The 20,928-nt window shown below is 51.6% G+C and carries 15 protein-coding genes and 1 pseudogene; 10 read left to right on the forward strand and 6 right to left on the reverse strand.

Annotated elements, in window-relative coordinates; genetic code table 11:
- Positions 1-40 precede the first annotated feature (40 nt).
- Genes torD through torC form a run of 3 tightly spaced genes read right to left on the reverse strand, consistent with a single transcriptional unit; the run spans position 41 to position 4,307 of the window.
- Positions 41-673 (reverse strand): molecular chaperone TorD, encoded by a 633-nt coding sequence (gene torD, locus JSN25_RS19835; RefSeq protein ID WP_199952634.1) that lies wholly within the window; start codon positions 671-673, stop codon positions 41-43.
- A complete protein-coding gene (torA, locus tag JSN25_RS19840) occupies positions 663-3,164 on the reverse strand; it encodes a trimethylamine-N-oxide reductase TorA (protein ID WP_110497397.1) in 2,502 nt (833 codons plus the stop codon). Before torA ends, torD begins: the two co-directional genes overlap by 11 nt.
- 9 nt (positions 3,165-3,173) lie before the next feature.
- Positions 3,174-4,307: a pentaheme c-type cytochrome TorC gene (torC, locus tag JSN25_RS19845; RefSeq protein ID WP_085047863.1), complete on the reverse strand. Its 1,134-nt coding sequence runs from the start codon at positions 4,305-4,307 to the stop codon at positions 3,174-3,176.
- A 165-nt stretch (positions 4,308-4,472) separates the two neighbouring features.
- On the opposite strand from torC, the pseudogene pdxR reads away from it, so the two are divergent.
- Positions 4,473-5,945: pseudogene (pdxR, locus tag JSN25_RS19850) on the forward strand (MocR-like pyridoxine biosynthesis transcription factor PdxR).
- Between the two features lie 45 nt (positions 5,946-5,990).
- Here pdxR and uxuA read toward each other — a convergent pair.
- On the reverse strand, positions 5,991-7,181 hold the full coding sequence (uxuA, locus tag JSN25_RS19855; RefSeq protein ID WP_038642040.1) for a mannonate dehydratase: 1,191 nt from the start codon (positions 7,179-7,181) through the stop codon (positions 5,991-5,993).
- Positions 7,182-7,383: 202 nt separating this feature from the next.
- Here uxuA and JSN25_RS19860 point away from each other — a divergent pair, with 202 nt between their 5' ends.
- The 9 genes from JSN25_RS19860 to yejF all read left to right on the forward strand — a co-directional run bounded on the left by JSN25_RS19860 (position 7,384) and on the right by yejF (position 19,041).
- The gene (locus tag JSN25_RS19860) at positions 7,384-8,850 is read left to right on the forward strand and encodes a mannitol dehydrogenase family protein (protein ID WP_204525279.1); all 1,467 of its coding nucleotides are present in this window, start codon (positions 7,384-7,386) and stop codon (positions 8,848-8,850) included.
- Between the two features lie 119 nt (positions 8,851-8,969).
- On the forward strand, positions 8,970-9,956 hold the full coding sequence (locus JSN25_RS19865; protein WP_204525280.1) for a CobW family GTP-binding protein: 987 nt from the start codon (positions 8,970-8,972) through the stop codon (positions 9,954-9,956).
- Between the two features lie 34 nt (positions 9,957-9,990).
- The gene (locus tag JSN25_RS19870; RefSeq protein WP_204525281.1) at positions 9,991-10,704 is read left to right on the forward strand and encodes a phosphatase PAP2 family protein; all 714 of its coding nucleotides are present in this window, start codon (positions 9,991-9,993) and stop codon (positions 10,702-10,704) included.
- Between the two features lie 413 nt (positions 10,705-11,117).
- On the forward strand, positions 11,118-11,687 hold the full coding sequence (mepS, locus tag JSN25_RS19875) for a bifunctional murein DD-endopeptidase/murein LD-carboxypeptidase (protein ID WP_003027474.1): 570 nt from the start codon (positions 11,118-11,120) through the stop codon (positions 11,685-11,687).
- A gap of 168 nt (positions 11,688-11,855) precedes the next feature.
- Positions 11,856-13,415, forward strand: a complete 1,560-nt coding sequence (locus JSN25_RS19880) for a cyclic di-GMP phosphodiesterase (protein ID WP_069323432.1) — start codon at positions 11,856-11,858, stop codon at positions 13,413-13,415.
- A gap of 100 nt (positions 13,416-13,515) precedes the next feature.
- On the forward strand, positions 13,516-15,330 hold the full coding sequence (locus JSN25_RS19885; protein ID WP_121529292.1) for an extracellular solute-binding protein: 1,815 nt from the start codon (positions 13,516-13,518) through the stop codon (positions 15,328-15,330).
- Complete coding sequence (locus JSN25_RS19890; RefSeq protein ID WP_003834575.1) at positions 15,331-16,425, forward strand: microcin C ABC transporter permease YejB; 1,095 nt, start codon at positions 15,331-15,333, stop codon at positions 16,423-16,425.
- Positions 16,425-17,450, forward strand: coding sequence for an ABC transporter permease (locus JSN25_RS19895; protein WP_061382084.1), 1,026 nt, complete (start codon positions 16,425-16,427; stop codon positions 17,448-17,450). Before JSN25_RS19890 ends, JSN25_RS19895 begins: the two co-directional genes overlap by 1 nt.
- A 1-nt stretch (position 17,451) precedes the next feature.
- Positions 17,452-19,041 carry a microcin C ABC transporter ATP-binding protein YejF gene (yejF, locus tag JSN25_RS19900; RefSeq protein WP_087857387.1) on the forward strand — a complete coding sequence of 530 codons (1,590 nt, stop codon included), beginning with the start codon at positions 17,452-17,454 and terminating at the stop codon, positions 19,039-19,041.
- A gap of 3 nt (positions 19,042-19,044) precedes the next feature.
- On the opposite strand, the gene JSN25_RS19905 is transcribed toward yejF, so the two are convergent.
- Together JSN25_RS19905 and JSN25_RS19910 are read right to left on the reverse strand one after the other, a co-directional pair.
- Positions 19,045-19,389: a YejG family protein gene (locus tag JSN25_RS19905; protein ID WP_029139605.1), complete on the reverse strand. Its 345-nt coding sequence runs from the start codon at positions 19,387-19,389 to the stop codon at positions 19,045-19,047.
- Between the two features lie 334 nt (positions 19,390-19,723).
- A complete protein-coding gene (locus JSN25_RS19910) occupies positions 19,724-20,914 on the reverse strand; it encodes a Bcr/CflA family multidrug efflux MFS transporter (protein WP_042307254.1) in 1,191 nt (396 codons plus the stop codon).
- Between the last annotated feature and the right edge of the window lie 14 nt (positions 20,915-20,928).

Below are 20,928 nucleotides of genomic sequence, written 5' to 3' on the forward strand. Positions count from 1 at the left end.
ACTGGCTGGCATTACAGCACCAGCTGTCCCTTTGTTATTCTCAACGCTGACTGCTGAGATAAAAATCATCCATTAACAGCGATTCCAGATACTGTTCATCCTCGCGCATAAAACTCACTATCAGATTGACCGCCTGCGGGTAAAACCCCTGTTCATCTCGCGCCAGGCAGGCATCGCGTAGCAATGGCGCCCAGCACATCATATGGTGATGCAAAAAGTAATACTGCGCAGATACCGCCTCCTCTTTAGCAACCATCTTCGCCATCAATGCCAGTTGAATGGCGATATGATCGGATGGCTCATTTTCCCGCGCGGTCAGACCGTGTTCGATCAGCAGCGCATTCATTTGCTGACGTTCTGCTGACGCGGTCGTATGCGGATAGTGCCCTGCATAGGGAGAGACTCCGCCAGGCGGCGCCAGCAGAAACAGCGAGGCAAAATCCGCGGCGAGTTCCAGCTGTCGGGAATCACGGCGTAAAATCCGGGTCAGACTACGCTCAAAATGCTTAACCTTGCCAGACAATCCAGGAATCGCCGCCAGTGAGACAATCCACGCCCGATTATCGTCGTTTTCAAGGCTGGCAAGTTGCTTTTCGTCCAGCTCACGGAACAGCAATTGCGAGAACCACTGGTACATGTCCACCCGCTGCTGATGTATTTGGTTATGCTGCACTTCCCCCCTCCTCTTTTACTGTCTCCGGGCCGCCGAATGCCGTTACCGGTGGCGCTTTTTTCTGCTGATAACGTTCGACCTCCACCAGCACGGTATGCGCTGAAGGGCCTTGCGCCAACTGTGAAGTACCAATATCGGCGCTCAGGACATTCGGGTCGCCATAAGTGCATAACGTCCCGGCTTTTCCACCCTCCTGCGGGGAATACCAGGCCCCTTCATGAATGCGGATTACGCCAGGGGTAAAATCCGGGCTAATCACCACCCCAGCCAGCACCTGACCACGGTCGTTGAAGACGCGAGCGATATCACCTGCTTTCAGACCACGGGCAGTGGCATCCTGCGCGCTGATATAAAGCGGTTCTCTTCCGGCAACCGCATAGGTATTGCGAAACGCCTCGCTCGAGCACAACTGCGAGTGCAGACGTTTATCCGGATGGCAGGATTGCAGATGCAGCGGATATTTATTTTTTTTAGCGGCATGATTACGTTCAAACGGTTCCATCCATACCGGATGACCGGGACAATCCTCGTAAGCAAAGCCAGCAATGGTTTTACTGTAGATTTCAATCAGACCTGACGGCGTTCCCAGGGGATTAAGATCTGGTTGGTCGCGAAACTCACCGTGACGCACCCACGGCTGTCCGGCCGGATATTCAATGTATCCTTCGCCCTGCCAGAACGTAGTAAAGTCCGGTAAGGAGACACCGAGCGACGCGCCCATCTTCACGCCTTCGTCGTAGAGCGCCTGTATCCACTGCATTTCATCACGGTTCTCGCGGTACACCGCCTCTTTATCAAAGCGCTTACATAATCCGGCAAAAACGTCAAAATCATGCCGCGCTTCATATTGCGGTTTAACAATCTGATGCAGGGCCATCAGCCCTTTGTTCGAATGCGTACCAAACTGTTCAATATCGTTACGTTCAAAGCGGGTGGTAACAGGCAGGACGATATCGGCAAATCGACACGACGCGGTCCATTGATGATCCAATACCACCACGGTTTCCAGCTTCTTCCATGCCTTGATCATGCGATTACGATCCTGCTGCGCATGGAATGGATTCGCCGCGCTGTAGATCGCCATTTTAATATCAGGCCAGGTTAACGTTTCGCCGTTAAAGGCAACCTTTTTGCCCGGCTCCAGCAGGCAGTCAACGATGCGTGAGGTGGGGATATGCTCCGATGCGCCGCGAAAATCCGCTTTATACTTCGCCGGTGGAGGATTCGCGATCCCTCCCAGCCCGGAGAGTACAGGTCCGGTGGATGTCACCGTACCACCGCCGTTGTAATGCCAGCCAAACCCTACGCCGCCGCCCGGCAAGCCAATTTGCCCAACCATACTGGCCAGCACCACCAGCATCCAGGGATACTGTTCGCCATGATGCATGCGTTGTACGCACCAACCGCCCATAAATTGGGTCCGGCCTTTGACCAGCAGGCGGGCGAAATCACGGATCTGCTCCGCCGTCAGGCCACAGATTTGCGCTGCCCATTCGGCATTTTTCGGCTGCTTATCACTCTCCCCAAGCAGATAGGGCAAAAACTGCTCAAAACCCACGGTGTAATCGTTAATAAACGCCGTGTCATACAGTTTTTCTTCATACAGCGTATGGGCGAGTGCCAGCATTAACGCGACATCGGTTTGTGGTCGTAGCGCCAGTTGTTCACAGCCAAGGTAGTTTTGCGATTTGCTACGCACTGGATCGACGCTGATAACGCGCATTTTACCCTGCGCAACCGCTTCTTTAATCTGTTGCCAGTAGCCAAACGCATCGTGATCGGGAACCAGGAACTCGATCTGCAAGTTTTTGATCGGATCGCATCCCCACAGCACGATGGTATTACTGTTCTGAATAACCAGCGGCAGTGACGTTTGCTGTTCATAAACTTCCAGCGAACCAATCACATGCGGCAAGATAACCTGCGCAGCTGCTGCAGAGTAGTCGCCAACGGTCGTCACATAGCTACCATGCAGACCAAGCCCTCTGTCCATCGCCCCGCCCGCTTTATGGTATTTCCCTACCATTTGCCAGTCGGCCAGCCCGGTAAATACCCCCGATGAGCCGTAGGTTTTTTGTACCCGTTCCAGCTCTTCGTAAAACAGATCCAGCGCCTGATCCCAACTTACCCGCACAAAACGATTATCTCCGCGCTGGCTGCGATCCGATTTCTCGCGTTTACGTAACCAGTCCAGACGAACCATTGGATAACGTACCCGCGACGGGTTATAGACCACTTCACGCACCGCGTTCAGCATATCGCAAGGGTATTTGTCATGTTTGAAAGGCCGGGTTTCTGTCCACTCGCCGTTGACAACCTTGGCTTCAAAAGCGCCAAAATGCGAACCGGATTGAATCCACTGTGCGGGGTTTTCTCCCGCTGCCCATACTTTTGATATCAGCGGATTCGGCGCCAGCGCACTGGCCGCGCCCACCGCTAGCATACCGCTCAGAAAACGGCGGCGAGACGGGTTAAATTCATGAATATCCATATATTTTCCTTAATTTTTGTTAGGTTCAGACACATCGCTGGCATGGGTCTGGAGGTATTTCAACAACGTACGTTCTTCCACCGGATTCAGTCGGTAATAGGTGGACATCGCTTTCAATCCGGCGATCCAGCCGTTGGCGGTATATCGGGTCGTAGGAGGAGTGCTATGACAGGCGCTACAGGTGGATTGCAGCATTTGATCCGAATATTCCCAGATCGGTGCAATATTGCTGATAAGCCCCTGGGCGGAGGTCCAGGCGGTCACGCTCACCTGCTGCCATTGCTGGTGTGAGTCAGGATCGACCTGGGTTTGTAGTACTTTTACGTTCGCCATCAAGGCGTCATCAAGCACGGCCGAGAACACACGCTTACCCATATACTGGGTTATCACCCGCCCGCGTCCTTTGCTTTCACGCCAGCCCGTCAGTTCAAGCTGCACGTTGCTGCCCTCTTTTTTCAGCACTTTGACCTCGGTGGCAGGAAATAACAGCGCTTTACCTGCGGGGCTTCCGGCCGTTGGCGTCAATGCTTTTTCGCTTAACGAGAACAGCGTGCTCGCATTCGATAAAGACGCTCCCTGCTGCTGCAACTGCTTATAGCGATCGCGGAAACCGCTGCTCATATCGGGTTTGTGATGGGCAATACCTTTATGGCAATCAATACAGTTGCTGTCTTTTGCCGCCGCCGCGGTCATTTGCGCCGCCGCATTCGCAGATTGTTTGCCGTGATCCATCGCCTCATAGCTGTGGCAAGACTTACATGCCGCCGAATGGTTAGCGCTCATTCGCGCCCACTCTCGCTGGGCCAATTCCGCTCGTTTTGCGGCAAATTTTTCAGGGGTATCAATCGAAGGAGAGATAAAGGTGTGGTAGAGGTCGTTTAAGGCTTCCGTTTTACGAACCAACGTCGGGACGATCCCTGGCGGAATATGACAATCCTTACACTCAGCACGCACGCCAGAAGCATTGCGAAAATGCACGCTGGTTTTATATTCCTCTCCTGGTGTGCGCATCGAGTGACACGATAAACAAAATTCGGTGGTACTGGTGTAATGAACGCCTTGCCACGTCCCCCAAATTGCAAGGGCCATTGCTACTGCCCCGACGAATGCGCACCACAGTGCGTTCTTTCTTATCCACGACATGCTTGCCTCCATTTTTTTAATAGCGACACGCTAAGCGATCATAAAAATCAAAAATAGAGACAGCAAAAGCAGCTTATAGGAACAGCATCTACTCTATGAGGTGCATCAAAACGTGAAGAAGAGAAGCTCGTAATATAGTGCGTATATATACATAAGGAATTCCTCATGCTAACACTGACTCTCGATCGAGAAAGCCGTACCCCGCTGCAATTGCAGATATTTCAATTTTATTTCCAGGCCATTCAGCGCGGTGATTTGCTTTGTGGAGATAAACTTCCCTCTATTCGCGAGCAGGCACAGGTATTAAACGTTGCCAAAATAACGGTCGTGATGGCCTATGATAAGCTCATGGCCGCGGGATTAATTAAGAGTCGACAAGGTATCGGCTACGAGGTCATCTTCACCACACCTGTACGCACAACGCCAGCAATCGTGCACGTCGCGCAGGGTTCCCCGCCGATGAAACCTAAAGCGGCTGGGATCCCCACCGATGTTTATGCAGAGCCTGGGCGAGAGTGCTATTGCCAAATGAGCGTTCCCGATCCCAATGCTTTTCCCTGGTCAAGCTGGCGCAAATGGAATAACGCCCCCAGCGTCCTCAAGGAACAATTATTCACCCGATATCATTCACCAAATGGATTATTTTCACTGCGTGAATAATTGGTCAGATACCTTAATTTATCTCGCGGTATTAATACTCGAGCAGAGAACATCATTATTACTAACGGGATTCAGGAAGGACTGTCACTGCTCACTCAACTCTTTATTAACCATCATACTTTCAGTCAGCAAAAAAAGTGCCATATTGTAACCGAGTCCCCTTGTTATTCGGGGGCCTGGCATCTGTTTAATTATTACGGCGCAGACATTACGCCAATTGCTGTCGATAACCACGGACTGCAAACAGATAATTTACCGGAATATGCTACTCAGCTTTGTTATGTTACTCCAGCGCATCAGTATCCGCTGGGTAGCGTCCTGTCACTGGAGCGGCGTCAGGCATTATTAACGTGGGCGCAGCGCGTCGGCGCTTACATTATTGAAGACGATTACGATGCCGTTTTTACCTATGGAGAAAATCCCCTTCCCGCGCTGAAAGCCATGGATTATCACAACCGGGTTATCTATATAGGGACATTTTCCAAAACATTGGGACCAGGAGGACGTCTTGGCTATCTGATTTGCCCTGACGAACTGCTTCCGGCCGTACAGAATATGAAAGCGCTCAACAACAACGGGAGCCAGTGGTTGTTGCAGCAATTTTTGGCCGAATTAATGCAAAATCAGGTGTTTTATACGCATATCAGCAAGCTGGCCTGCAATTATGCGGCACGTCTTACGCTATTACGCGACGGCCTATCCGCACTGTTTCCCGAAGGGAAAATCGCTGGCGCAACGGCAGGTCTGCACCTCTCATTACGCATTGCCTGGTCCCCCGAAATTATCGCCAGGCTACAACAACGCTGCCTGCTCGCCGGGATTCGTTTCGATACGTTGCCAGATATAGAGAATGGCTCAGAAGCCGCATGGCGTGAAGAGAACAGCGACGCAGTTATGTTTTTTGGATTTGGTGGATTGCAGTTACAGCAGATAAAAAGAGTCCTGGCGGTACTGGAGCAGGCGCTATCGCAGCCTTAATGGATTACAGGGATCGAGCCTGCCGCTCAATCCCTGTTGTTCGCCTTACAGCAGATCGCGGAACTGTGTTTGTTTCAGCGCCAGCTCAACGCCACGGACTTCCGCCAGTCCTTTCAGACGACCAATCGCAGAGTAGCCCGGGTTGGTTTTTTTATGCAAATCATCAAGCATCTGGTGCCCGTGATCGGGGCGCATCGGGATTGGACGCAGATCGCCCGCCTTTTTACGGCGCTGCTCTTCGCTCAGAATCGCCGCCACCACCGATACCATATCCACATCGCCCTGCAAATGCGCACCTTCGTGGAAGGTTTTCGGGTTATCTTCACGGCAAGTTGAACGCAGATGCGTGAAGTGAATACGATCGCCAAAGGTTTCAATCATTTTCACCAGATCGTTATCGGCGCGTACGCCGTAGGAGCCGGTGCACATGGTGAAACCGTTATTGATGCTGTCGACGGTGTCTTTCAGCCACTGCATATCTTCGATGGTCGAAACGATGCGCGGCAGGCCAAGGATCGGACGCGGCGGATCGTCCGGGTGTACGGCCAGACGCACGCCGACTTCTTCTGCCACTGGCACTATCGCCCGCAGGAATACCGCCATGTTATTGCGCAAGTCGTCTTTGCTGATGCCGTCATATTCAGCAAGGCGCGCACGGAACTGATCAAGGGTATACCCCTCTTCGGCACCGGGCAGACCTGCGATGATATTGCGCGTCAGTTTTTCAATATCGGCCTCGCTCATGGCATTGAAATAGTCCAGCGCCTGGCGTTGTTCTTCCGGGGTGTAATCCGCTTCAGCCCCTGAACGTTTGAGGATATGCAGCTCAAAGGCAGCAAAAGCGATCTGGTCAAAACGCAGCGCTTTGGAGCCGTCCGGCAACTGATACTCGAGATCAGTACGCGTCCAGTCGAGGATCGGCATGAAGTTATAGCACACGGTATCGATGCCGCAGGTCGCCAGATTACGGATACTCTGCTGATAGTTAGCAATCCACGTTTGATATTGACCAGAGTGCGTTTTGATATCTTCGTGGACGGGGATACTTTCCACCACTGACCAGGTCAGCCCTTTTTCAGCCAGAATAGCCTGCCGCTTTTTAATCTCTTCTACCGGCCAGACTTCACCGTTGGCAATGTGGTGCAAGGCGGTCACAACACCCGTTGCGCCAGCCTGACGCACATCATCAAGCGATACTGGATCGTTAGGTCCGTACCAACGCCAGGTTTGTTCCATGGTTTCACCTCACAAGTTGTTATACCAAATTAGGCTCACTTAATGACGACTACCATACAGGCATCTGGGCGAGGATCAACAAATCCGCAATGATTGGTTGATCCAGCTCACATTACCCGGATAAATGAGGCACACCAATTCAATTTGCTGTCATATAACTTTATACTGCCATTGTTAATTAATGGTTAATCAGGTGTATTGAATGAAAACTATTGCCTCAGTGCCGCTCGCGAAAAATGTCATGATGCCGCAGTACGATCGCCAACAATTAAAAACGCGGATTGTGCATTTTGGTTTCGGTGCTTTTCACCGCGCCCATCAGGCATTACTGACCGATCGGGTACTGAATGCACAGGGTGGGGACTGGGGAATTTGTGAGATAAGTCTGTTCAGCGGCGATCGACTAATGAGTCAGCTTCGCGAGCAGGATCATTTATTTACCGTGTTAGAAAAAGGGGCGAATGGCAACCAACCGATTGTTATCGGCTCCGTCAAAGAATGTCTGAACGCCACGCTGGATTCGCTGGCGGCCATTATCGAAAAATTCTGTGAACCTCAGGTGGCGATTGTCTCGTTAACGATTACGGAAAAAGGCTACTGCATCGATCCGGCAACAGGCTCGCTGGATCTTTCTCATCCACGCATTATTCATGATCTACAGACTCCGGCTGAGCCACATTCCGCACCCGGCATTATTGTTGAAGCGCTGCACCGCCGACGTGAACGCGGGCTGCAGCCTTTTACCGTCCTCTCCTGCGATAATATCCCGGATAATGGCCATGTGGTAAAAAACGCCGTACTGGGAATGGCGGAGAAACGCTCACCTGAGCTGGCCCACTGGATCCAGGAACATGTCAGCTTCCCGGGTACCATGGTGGACAGGATTGTTCCTGCCGCCACCGAAGAGTCACTGGCTGAAATCGCTCGTGAGTTGGGGGTGGCCGATCCCTGTGCAATCAGCTGTGAGCCCTTTATTCAGTGGGTGATTGAAGACAATTTTGTGTGTGGTCGTCCGCAGTGGGAAACCGCCGGCGTACAAATGGTTGAAAACGTTCTGCCGTGGGAACAAATGAAATTGCGGATGCTGAACGGTAGTCATTCGTTTCTCGCGTATCTCGGCTATCTGGCCGGGTTTCAGCACATTAGCGACTGCATGCAGGACAGCGCTTTTCGTGAAGCCGCCTACCGTCTGATGCTCAACGAACAGGCGCCTAGCCTGCAAATCACCGATGTTGATTTAGACCAGTATGCCGCTAGCCTGCTGGAACGCTTTGCCAACCCGGCGTTGAAGCATAAAACCTGGCAAATCGCGATGGATGGTAGCCAAAAATTACCCCAGCGTATGCTGGAAGGGATCCGCGTACATTTAGCACGGCGCAGCGAGTGGCCGCTGCTGGCACTCGGCGTCGCAGGCTGGATGCGTTACGTAAGCGGAGTGGATGATTCCGGTGCGGCCATTGATATTCGTGATCCATTGAGCGAGAAAATCAGCGCGCTTGTGAAGCAGAGTACAGACTCAGAACGCGTCAGCGCCCTGCTTTCTCTGCATGAGATTTTCGCCACCGATCTGGTACAGAATCCGCAGTTTGTTGCGGCTATTCAGCTCGCCTGGCAGCGTATTGCCCAATATGGTGCGCATCAGGCTGTCATTGAAACGTTAAAAAGTTAACGATTTCTGCCATTAATCAGGACGAAGCGCGTCTTCGTCCTCTCACCCCTTCTCTTTTTCCCCGTTTTTCGCCAGGATTGTTAAATGCCATTACGGCAATTTATGATTCTGGAGTAAATGTGACTAAAACCAATCTCATCACCGGTTTTCTCGGCAGTGGCAAAAGCACCTCTATTCTTCATTTATTGGCAAACAAAGATCCCGCAGAGAAGTGGGCCGTACTGGTCAATGAGTTTGGTGAAGTCGGTATTGATGGCGCCCTGTTAGCCGACAGCGGCGCATTGCTAAAAGAGATCCCCGGCGGCTGTATGTGCTGTGTTAACGGTCTGCCAATGCAGGTTGGCCTCAATACATTGTTGCGTCAGGGAAAACCTGACCGACTACTCATTGAACCTACCGGCCTCGGACATCCCAAACAGATTCTGGATTTACTTACCGCTCCGGTTTACGAACCGTGGATCGATTTGCGCGCGACCCTTTGTATTCTTGATCCTCGCCAGCTACTGGATGAAAAAAGCGTCGCCAATGACAATTTCCGCGATCAACTGGCTGCCGCCGATATCATCGTCGCCAACAAAGCCGACCGCGCCACAACGGAAAGCGAAAACGCCCTGCAAACCTGGTGGCAGCACTATGGCGGCAATCGTCAGTTGGTTCATGCCGATCATGGAAATATTGCCGGTCAATTACTGGATTTGCCCCGACTAAACCTGGCGCAGCTTCCCGCAAGCGCTGAGCACGCCCATAGTCATGCTGACAAAAAAGGGCTGGCGGCGTTAAGTTTGCCCGCACAACAGCGTTGGCGTCGCAGCCTGAACAGCGGTCAGGGTCATCAGGCCTGCGGCTGGATCTTTGACGCCGATACGGTGTTCGATACCATCGGCCTGCTGGAATGGTCGCGCCTTGCACCCGTTGGGCGTGTAAAAGGTGTAATGCGTATCAAAGAGGGGCTGGTGCGCATTAACCGTCAGGGAGACGACTGGCATATTGAGACGCAAAACGTCGCTCCGCCGGATAGCCGTATTGAACTCATCTCCGATACCGACACCGACTGGAATACGTTACAGAGCGCATTGTTGAGACTTCGTTTAGACGGTAGCGCGTAAGGTTGCCTTCGTTTTATAGCAATGGTAAACGACGATGAAAACCCGATACCCTCTTATTATACTGCTCAATATTGCAGGTATAGCGCTGTTTCTGTCCTGGTATATTCCCGCCGGGCACGGGTTCTGGTCCTCACTGGATACGGGCGTCTTCCGTTTTTTCAATCAGAAGCTGGTTGAAAGCCCGCTGTTTCTGTGGATTGTTGCGATCACCAATAACCGGGCATTTGATGGCTGCTCGTTGTTGGCTATGGGCGCACTGATGCTGCACTTTTGGCTGAAGGATACGGCGGAAGGTCGCCGGCGTATTGTGGCTATTGGTCTGGTGATGCTGCTCACCGCAGTGGTATTAAATCAGTTGGGCCAGGCGCTTATTCCGGTTAAACGCGCCAGCCCTACTCTGATGCTGGATAATATTTATCGCGTCAGCGAACTGCTGCATATTCCAACCAAAGATGCCTCCAGAGACAGTTTTCCTGGCGATCACGGCATGATGCTGCTTATTTTTTCCGCATTTATGCTGCGTTATTTCGGAAAAGTTGCAGGCATAATCGGCCTTATTATCGCTGTGGTTTTTGCTTTTCCACGCGTAATGATCGGCGCTCACTGGCTCACCGATATCGTGGTCGGCTCCATGACGGTTGTGCTGATTGGCTTACCCTGGTGGCTAATGACGTCATTAAGCGATCGTCTGGTCACGCTGTTTGTGAATTATCTGCCCGGCAAAAACAAACAATTTTCAAACAAATAACGCAAAACAATTAACATCATCAGGGAAACTTCTGATTCCCTGATGATGACGACCGATATTCCATCATTCTGATTGTCATTCTCCTGTCATCTTATTCATGTTTAGAATGAATAGCTTGCATATTTTTTACGCTAATTGTTCTTAATTTAGCCAATGCCGTTTATTCACTTTCTGTATCAATTTTTCTTATAAGAAATCACATAAAATCTCTCGCAATGACTGGGGCGATCGGGTAACCTCGAACTCGTTTTGCCTCGCGGGACAATTATTCCCTTTCTGAATAAATTTGTGCGTTCTGCCACAGATTTGACCTTAAGGAATTGTCTCATCGTGCGATGGTAATTAGTCTCGTCACGTTTGGCATTTTTTATAACGATATTTATCGTTAAGGACTTCAAGGGAAAACAAACAAAATGGTCAAATCTCAACCGATTTTGAGATATATCTTGCGGGGCATACCCGCGATAGCAGTTGCGGTTCTGCTTTCCGCATGTAGTACCACGAACACCGCCAGGAATATGCATTCTGAGACGCATGCTGTGGGCAATGGAGATAACTCTTCACTGCAAGCCTCTCAGGATGAATTTGAAAATATGGTCCGTAATATCGATGTTAAATCACGTATTATGGATCAGTATGCTGACTGGAAAGGCGTGCGTTACCGCCTTGGCGGCAGCACCAAAAAAGGTATTGATTGCTCCAGCTTCGTACAGCGTACGTTCCGTGAGCAGTTTGGTTTAGAGCTTCCGCGCTCAACCTACGAACAACAGGAAACGGGTAAATCCGTTTCGCGTACTAATCTGCGCACAGGCGATCTGGTTCTGTTCCGTGCTGGCTCCACAGGCCGCCACGTCGGTATCTATATCGGCAACAACCAGTTTGTTCATGCCTCGACCAGCAGTGGCGTTATCATTTCCAGCATGAACGAGCCTTACTGGAAAAAACGTTACAACGAAGCTCGCCGGGTTCTGAGCCGCAGTTAATTTCGTTTGGCAGCTATCCCTTGGCTATCCTGATGAGACATATCAAAAGCACTGCTTCGGCGGTGCTTTTTTGTTTCGCCTCTCGACTAAGAAAAATCTCACAGCATGGACCATTTCAGGTTATATTCATACAGAATAAGCGGTTACTACAGGTAAACATAAGGAACTATGTTCAGACGCAGCTCTTCATCCGGTCGGAAAATCCTGCTTTCCTGTATGTTAACGGGGCTTATCGTCGCATTGCTCGTGAGTACCCTGCAATTTTTGGTTACCTGGCATAAGCGAGAGGTTAAGTACGAAACGCTGCTTGCCGATATCCAGAATTATGTCAGTAGTTACTTTGCAGATCTCAAAACCACCACAGATGCGCTTCAACCCCTGCTGGAAAAGAACTGCCAGCAAGTCGCTGCAAAACTTACCTCCAGTGCGGCTTTTAACCTCAACGTTCGCGCTTTTTTGCTGGTAAAAGACGGTATTGCTTTTTGCTCCTCCGCAACAGGTGCAATGAACGCCCCCATTTTGTCGCTGATCCCGAAGCTGAATATCAACAAAGATGTTGATGTGGAAATACTTTCCGGGACGCCCATGATGCCGGATAAGCCAGCGATAATGATTTGGCACCGCAATCCCTCGTTCCATAACAGCGGTGTATTTTCTTCATTGAATATCAACCTGGCGCCCTATCTGCTTTATACCGCCCGCGAGGATAATTTTAATGGTATTGCCGTTATTGCTGGCGACACGGCTATTTCAACATTTTCATCCCGAATTATGGACGTCTCTGCGCTGCCTAACACGCCATGGCGCCAGGCGACGCTTAAAGAGGTACCGCTGAAGATTCGTTTGTATGCGCAAGAGTGGACGTACAACGACATCTGGTACGCGATTATGTTGGGATGTATGGCCGGGATTATCACCGGGGTTCTCCTCTGGTATTACATCTTCACTGTCCGGTTACGCCCTGGTAAAGATATCCTCCACGCCATCAAACATAATCAATTTTATGTGGTGTACCAGCCCGTCGTAGAGATGCAAACGCTGGAGGTAAAAGGTGTTGAGGTGTTATTACGTTGGCATCATCCATCAACGGGTGAGATCCCACCGGATGCCTTCATTCATTATGCAGAATCGCAGAAAATGATTGTCCCGCTGACCCAACACCTCTTTAAGTTAATAGCGCAGGACGCCCCGACGCTGCAAAAAGTGTTTCCTGCTGGCGCCAAACTGGGGATTAACATCGCACCAACGCACCTGCACGGCGAGAGTTTTAAAGATGACATCCGACGTCTGCGCGCCTCGCTTCCCGCGAACCATTTTCAGTTAGTGCTGGAAATCACTGAACGCGATATGCTTAATCAACACGAGGCGACACAGCTATTCGAATGGCTACACTCTGTTGGCTTTGAAATTGCTATTGATGATTTCGGTACCGGTCATAGCGCGCTTATCTATCTGGAACGCTTCACCGTTGACTACCTGAAAATCGATCGCGGGTTTATTAACGCCATCGGCACAGAAACCCTGACCTCTCCGGTTCTGGACGCCGTGTTGACACTCTCTAAGCGTCTTAATATGCTGACGGTTGCTGAAGGGGTAGAAACACCTGAGCAAGCTCGTTGGCTGCGCGATCGTGGAGTACATTTTTTCCAGGGATACTGGATTAGCCGACCGTTAAAGCTTGCTGATTTCGTGCGTTGGATGGCGCAGCCCAATAAGCCAACGTGGTGATCGCAGTTTGCGATTCATATACTCTTACTCGCCGCCACACCCCTTATCTCTCAGGCATGATGCCCGTCGGGTTGTGACAGGAAAAGGAAAGCGCTTTTATATGATCCCTCGCCTACTGCTGCTGTTTATCGCCCTCATCGGGTTTAGCGTTCAGGCGCAATCCATCAAAGAAAGCTATGCGTTTGCCGTACTGGGCGAACCGAAGTACGCGTTTAACTTTAACCACTTTGATTACGTTAACCCAGCCGCGCCCAAAGGCGGGCAAATCACCCTCTCCGCGATTGGTACGTTCGATAACTTCAACCGCTATGCAATGCGTGGCAATCCCGGCGCGCGCACCGAAACGCTGTACGATACGCTTTTTACCACCTCTGACGACGAGCCTGGCAGCTATTACCCGCTCATTGCCGACAGCGCGCGCTATGCTGACGACTATTCCTGGGTAGAAATCGCCATTAATCCACGGGCGCGTTTTCACGATGGCTCCCCCATTACCGCCAGCGATGTCGCCTTCACCTTTCACAAATTTATGACTGAAGGCGTGCCGCAGTTTCGCCTCGTCTACAAAGGCACAACGGTAAAAGCCATTGCACCGTTAACCGTGCGTATTGAATTAGCCAAACCGGGCAAAGAGGATATGCTCAGCCTGTTTTCATTACCCGTGATGCCTGAGAAATACTGGAAGGATCATAAACTCAGCGATCCCTTATCTTCCCCACCGCTTGCCAGCGGCCCGTACCGTATCACCCAGTGGAAAATGGGCCAGTATATTGTCTATTCGCGGGTCAAAGATTATTGGGCCGCGAACCTGCCCGTTAACCGCGGGCGCTGGAACTTTGATACCATCCGCTACGATTACTATCTTGATGACAACGTCGCCTTTGAAGCGTTTAAGGCCGGTGCGTTTGATCTGCGTCTGGAGAACGATGCCAAAAACTGGGCGACACGTTATACCGGCAAAAATTTCGCAAATCATTACATCATCAAAGATGAGCAGAAAAACGAATCCGCACAGGATACGCGTTGGCTGGCCTTTAATATTCAGCGTCCGGTATTCAGCGATCGACGCGTACGTGAAGCCATCACGCTGGCCTTTGATTTTGAATGGATGAATAAAGCCCTGTTCTATAACGCCTGGAGCCGGACAAACAGCTATTTTCAGAATACCGAGTATGCCGCAAAAAATTACCCCGATGCGGATGAACTGGTGATACTCGCGCCATTGAAAAAAGATCTCCCCCCTGAGGTCTTCAGCCAAATTTATCAGCCGCCAAAATCAACAGGTGATGGTTACGATCGTGACAACTTATTGAAAGCCAATACCTTACTGGAACAGGCTGGCTGGATACTAAAGGGACAGCAGCGCGTGAACAGCGCCAGCGGTAAACCCCTGAGCTTCGAACTGTTGCTCCCGGCGGGCAGTAACAGCCAGTGGGTACTGCCGTTCCAGCACAACCTGCAGCGCTTAGGCATCACCATGAACATCCGCCAGGTTGATAATTCGCAAATCACGAACCGCCTGCGCAGTCGCGACTATGACATGATGCCGAGGTTGTATCGCGCGATGCCGTGGCCGAGTTCGGACCTGCAAATTCTGTGGGCCTCTGAATACATTGATTCCAGCTACAATGCGCCCGGCGTGCAAAGCCCGGTGATTGATAAATTGATCAATCAAATCATCGCGGCGCAAGGTGATAAAGCCAAACTGATCCCGCTGGGACGGGCGCTGGACAGGGTATTAACCTGGAACTACTACATGTTGCCGATGTGGTACATGGCCGAGGATCGTATCGCCTGGTGGGACAAATTTTCACATCCTGCTATTCGCCCAATTTACACCATCGGCCTCGACAACTGGTGGTATGACGTCAACAAAGCGGCGAAGCTACCCGCAGCCAGACGACAGGGAGAGTAAATGGGCGCTTATCTGATTCGACGTCTGCTGCTGGTGATCCCGACGCTCTGGGCCATCATCACCATCAACTTTTTTATCGTGCAAATTGCCCCCGGCGGTCCCGTTGAGCAGGCCGTCGCCGCTATTGAGTTCGGGCAAAGTGGCGCCTTACCCGGCGCGGGTAGCGAAGGCGTTCGCGCCAGCCACGCGCAAACCGGCGTGGGTAACATCAGCGACAGCAATTATCGCGGAGGCCGCGGTCTGGATCCGGAAGTAATTGCAGAAATCACCCGCCGCTACGGGTTCGATAAACCCATTCACGAACGTTATTTCAAAATGCTCTGGGACTACATTCGTTTCGATTTCGGCGACAGCCTGTTTCGTAGCGCTTCGGTGCTGACGCTTATCAAAGACAGCCTGCCCGTTTCCGTTACGCTTGGGCTGTGGAGCACACTCATCATTTATCTGGTGTCGATCCCGCTAGGTATCCGTAAAGCGGTGCACAATGGCAGCCGATTTGATGTGTGGAGCAGCGCATTCATTATTATCGGCTATGCCATACCGGCCTTTCTGTTTGCGATTTTGCTGATCGTCTTTTTTGCCGGGGGAAGCTACTACGACCTGTTCCCGCTGCGCGGGCTGGTTTCCGCCAACTTTGACTCTCTGCCCTGGTATCAGAAAGTGACCGACTACCTGTGGCATATTACCCTGCCGGTGCTGGCGACGGTGGTTGGCGGGTTTGCCGCGCTGACCATGCTGACTAAAAACTCATTTCTGGATGAAGTCCGCAAACAGTATGTCGTTACCGCGCGAGCCAAAGGGGTAAGCGAGAAAAATATTCTATGGAAACATGTGTTTCGCAACGCGATGTTACTGGTGATAGCAGGTTTCCCGGCAACGTTTATCAGCATGTTTTTTACCGGCTCGCTGCTGATTGAAGTCATGTTCTCGCTTAACGGACTGGGGTTACTGGGGTATGAATCCACCGTATCACGCGACTACCCGGTGATGTTTGGCACGCTCTATATCTTCACCCTGATCGGACTGCTGCTGAATATTCTCAGTGATATCAGCTATACGCTGGTCGATCCCCGTATTGATTTTGAGGGACGCTAATGTCGCGATTAAGCCCCGTCAATCAGGCCCGCTGGGCGCGTTTTCGTCATAACCGCCGCGGCTACTGGTCGCTGTGGATTTTTCTGGTGTTGTTTGGCCTTAGCCTGTGTTCCGAACTGATTGCCAACGATAAGCCGCTGCTGGTGCGCTATGACAGCAGTTGGTATTTCCCTCTGTTCAAAAACTACAGTGAAAGCGACTTTGGCGGACCACTGGCGACCAAAGCTGATTATCAGGATCCCTGGCTACAGCAGCGCCTGGAGAAGCAGGGCTGGATCCTGTGGGCGCCCGTACGCTTTGGGGCCACCAGCATTAACTTTGCCACTGATAAGCCCTTCCCTTCCCCACCTTCTGCGCAAAACTGGCTGGGGACGGACGCCAACGGCGGCGACGTGCTGGCGCGTATCCTCTACGGCACGCGTATCTCGGTCCTGTTTGGTTTAATGCTGACCCTGTGTTCCAGCGTGATGGGCATCATGGCTGGCGCTATTCAGGGCTATTATGGCGGCAAGGTGGACCTGTGGGGGCAGCGATTCATTGAGGTTTGGTCTGGTATGCCAACGCTGTTTCTGATCATTCTGTTGTCGAGCGTGGTCCAGCCCAACTTCTGGTGGCTGCTGGGCATTACCGTGCTGTTTGGCTGGATGAGTCTGGTTGGCGTGGTGCGTGCGGAATTTTTACGTACCCGGAACTTTGATTACATTCGTGCCGCGCAGGCGCTCGGCGTGAGCGATCGCAGTATTATTCTGCGTCATATGCTACCCAACGCGATGGTCGCCGCCCTGACTTTTTTACCGTTTATATTATGCGCCTCGATAACCACCCTGACCTCGCTGGATTTCCTCGGATTCGGCTTACCGCTTGGCTCGCCATCGTTGGGAGAACTCCTGTTACAAGGTAAAAATAACCTGCAGGCGCCGTGGCTTGGGATCACTGCGTTCATCTCCGTTGCCCTGCTTTTATCGCTACTGATCTTTATTGGTGAAGCGGTACGCGACGCGTTTGATCCCAATAAGGCGATTTAAAATGACACAACCTCTGTTAGCTATTGAGAATTTATCGGTAGGTTTTCGCCACCAGGAGAGTGTGCGCACCGTGGTCAACACTCTCTCATTGCGGGTTGATGCCGGGCAAACGCTGGCGCTGGTGGGCGAATCTGGCTCAGGGAAAAGTGTGACCGCGCTTTCTATTCTGCGCTTATTACCGTCCCCTCCTGCGGTCTATCTTGCCGGTGATATTCGTTTCCATGGTGAATCATTGCTTCACGCCGACGAGCAGACGCTTCGCGGCGTACGAGGGAACAAAATCGCCATGATTTTCCAGGAGCCGATGGTGTCACTGAACCCGCTTCACAACCTGGAAAAACAGCTTTACGAGGTGCTATCGCTGCATCGGGGAATGCGTCGCGAGGCCGCCCGGGCAGAGATTCTGACCTGTCTGGACCGCGTCGGGATCCGTCAGGCGGCCAAACGTCTCGCAGATTACCCGCACCAGTTGTCCGGCGGTGAGCGCCAACGTGTGATGATCGCCATGGCGCTGCTAACGCGGCCAGAACTGCTGATTGCCGATGAACCCACCACCGCGCTGGATGTCTCCGTCCAGGCACAGATCCTGCAATTGTTACGGGAGTTACAGCGAGAGCTGAATATGGGATTACTGTTCATCACCCATAACCTCAGCATTGTGAAAAAGCTGGCCGATACCGTGGCGGTCATGCAAAACGGCCTGTGCGTTGAGCAAAATCGTGCCGCACAACTGCTCTCTGCGCCCTCGCATCCGTACACGCAGAAATTGTTAAACAGCGAACCTTCCGGTGACCCGGTCCCCTTACCTGTAGGGCAAGCTCCCTTGCTGGAAGTGGAAAAACTCCGCGTCGCCTTCCCTGTCCGCAAAGGCATTCTGAAGCGCGTAGTAGACCATAACGTCGTGGTCAACGACGTCAGTTTTTCCCTGCGGCCCGGTGAAACGCTGGGGCTGGTCGGTGAGTCAGGTTCCGGGAAAAGCACCACCGGGCTGGCGCTACTGAGGCTAATCACATCGCAGGGGAGTATTGTGTTCGATGGCCAGGCGTTGCATACCTTAAATCGTCGCCAGCTGTTACCCGTACGTCACCGCATTCAGGTGGTATTTCAGGATCCTAACTCCTCGCTAAACCCACGCTTAAGCGTGCTACAAATTATTGAGGAGGGACTACGCGTTCATCAACCGACACTTACTGCCGAACAACGTGAAGCGCAGGTGAAAGCGGTCATGACGGAAGTGGGGCTGGATAGCGAAACGCGACATCGTTATCCCGCAGAGTTTTCCGGAGGTCAACGTCAACGCATAGCCATTGCCCGGGCGTTGATTCTAAAACCTTCGCTGATCATTCTGGATGAGCCGACATCCTCACTCGACAGGACCGTACAGGCGCAAATCCTGATGTTGTTAAAGTCCTTACAGGAAAAGCATCGTCTGGCCTATATTTTTATCAGCCATGATTTGCATGTCGTACGCGCGTTGTGCCATCAGGTTATTGTGCTAAGGCAGGGAGAAGTTGTGGAACAGGGGCAATGCGAGCACGTATTCAACGCGCCACAACAGGCCTATACGCGTCAGCTGCTCGCGCTAAGCTGACGCTCAAAACGGATTGTTATTTGAAAAAGGTTCTGCGATTGCCACGCCGAAATTTTTCAGTCTGCAGGTCGCAGCAAACTCATCCTGACGATTCACAAACAGGCACGGCTCCCCTTCGCATTCCAGAACGGAACAAGGAACCTCAATGTCACTGAGGGCCTGGCTGAGTTTATGCATGACTGACCACGCGCTATCACCATCCGGGCTGAGCAATTTGAGCGCCACCAGGCTGTTCTCATTGCTCTGGCCGTTTTGCGGAATCGGTTCAACTTTCGAACCTGCGAAACCCACCGACCAACGATAGCACTGCGGCAGACGATGAACGATTGAGAGTTGTAATGTCATCACTTTCTTTCCCTGGAAGCACAATCACTTCACAATTATTTTACATCAATATTAACACATCATTGACAAAACGTCTTTAAACAGTTGGTAAACGTTTACACCCATGTCCATATGCTGCTTTCCGAACCAGGTATTTAAATTTATTCAATGGTTCTGGCAAATTTCCGGGCTATATGTACTCGTTTCTGCGATCTAACTCAACCTTTTTAACTACAATGATGTGACTTTTTACATAAATTGATTTTACATAAAATAAACATAAGCAGGAGAATTGATAGATTTGCGGTTGATATACATCAACTCTGGAGGCCCTATGACCTCCAGGTTGTGTATTAGATCACCGTTTTTTAGCGCGACTGGCGTAGAGATAGAAGAGAATAGAGCTGGTGGCGCAAAACGCTATCGACCAAATCATCGGCCAGGCCGAGTTAAAGGTCGCCAGTGACAACAGTGCCCCAACAATAGCGCCAATGCCAAATCTGAACGTCCCCGCCAAAGATGATGCCGTTCCCGCCATGTGCGGGAATTCATCCAGGATGACCGCCATCGCGTTAGATGACACCATCGACACGCAGCCGACAAATGCCGCCACGCCCACCACCAGCGCCCAAAAACCTACCCCGAACAGCGCACTGAAAACCATCCAGCCCGCCATCACAAACTGGATCCACAGCCCCGCACGGAACATATTCAATGCCCCAACCCGGCGAACAAAGCGGCTGTTGATGATGGTCATCACGAACAGGAAAACAATATTCAGCGCGAAGTAGTAACCGAAATGCTGCGGTGAAACATGGTTAATCTCAATGTAGACAAAAGGCCCGGCGCTAAGGAAAGAAAACATTCCGGCAAAGCTGAACCCGCTGGCCAACATATAGCTCAGTACGCGCTTATGACGAAACAACGAGGCAAAGTTGCCAAGAGTAGTGCGCAAGCGAAACGGCTGGCGACGCTCTACGGGCAATGTTTCTTTGATCAGCGTAAAGATCATCACTGAAGCCAGAATAGCCGCCACGGCGAGGATCCAAAAGATATAGTGCCAGCTCAGCCATACCAGCACCCAGCCGCCCACAATGGGCGCCAGCAATGGCGCTATCGTGGTGACCAACATGACGAATGACATCATGCGCGAGAACTCTTCCTTCGGATAGATATCGCGCATCAGGGCGTTGATAACCACGCTCGCCGCCGCAGCCGCCAGACCATGGAAGAAACGCATTATGATCAGTTGATCGATAGTTTGCGCCAGCGCACAGGCAACTGCCGCCGCCGCAAACACCAGCGTTCCGCCCAGTATTACCGGCTTACGCCCAATGCTGTCTGCCATTGGACCATACAGCAACTGCCCCACCGCAAAACCTAAAATATAGGTACTGAGGGTCATCTGCGCGCTACCGGCAGGCACACCAAACTGTTCAGAGATAACAGGCAGCGCCGGAAGATACATATCAATCGACAACGGCATCAGCATGGCTAACAAGCCAAGGATAAAGACAATGGCAATTGACGAGTTCTGCCGGGTGGTCACATTTAGCTCCTGAG

The organism is Citrobacter cronae (assembly GCF_016893685.1).
Taxonomy (GTDB): Bacteria; Pseudomonadota; Gammaproteobacteria; order Enterobacterales; family Enterobacteriaceae; genus Citrobacter; species Citrobacter werkmanii.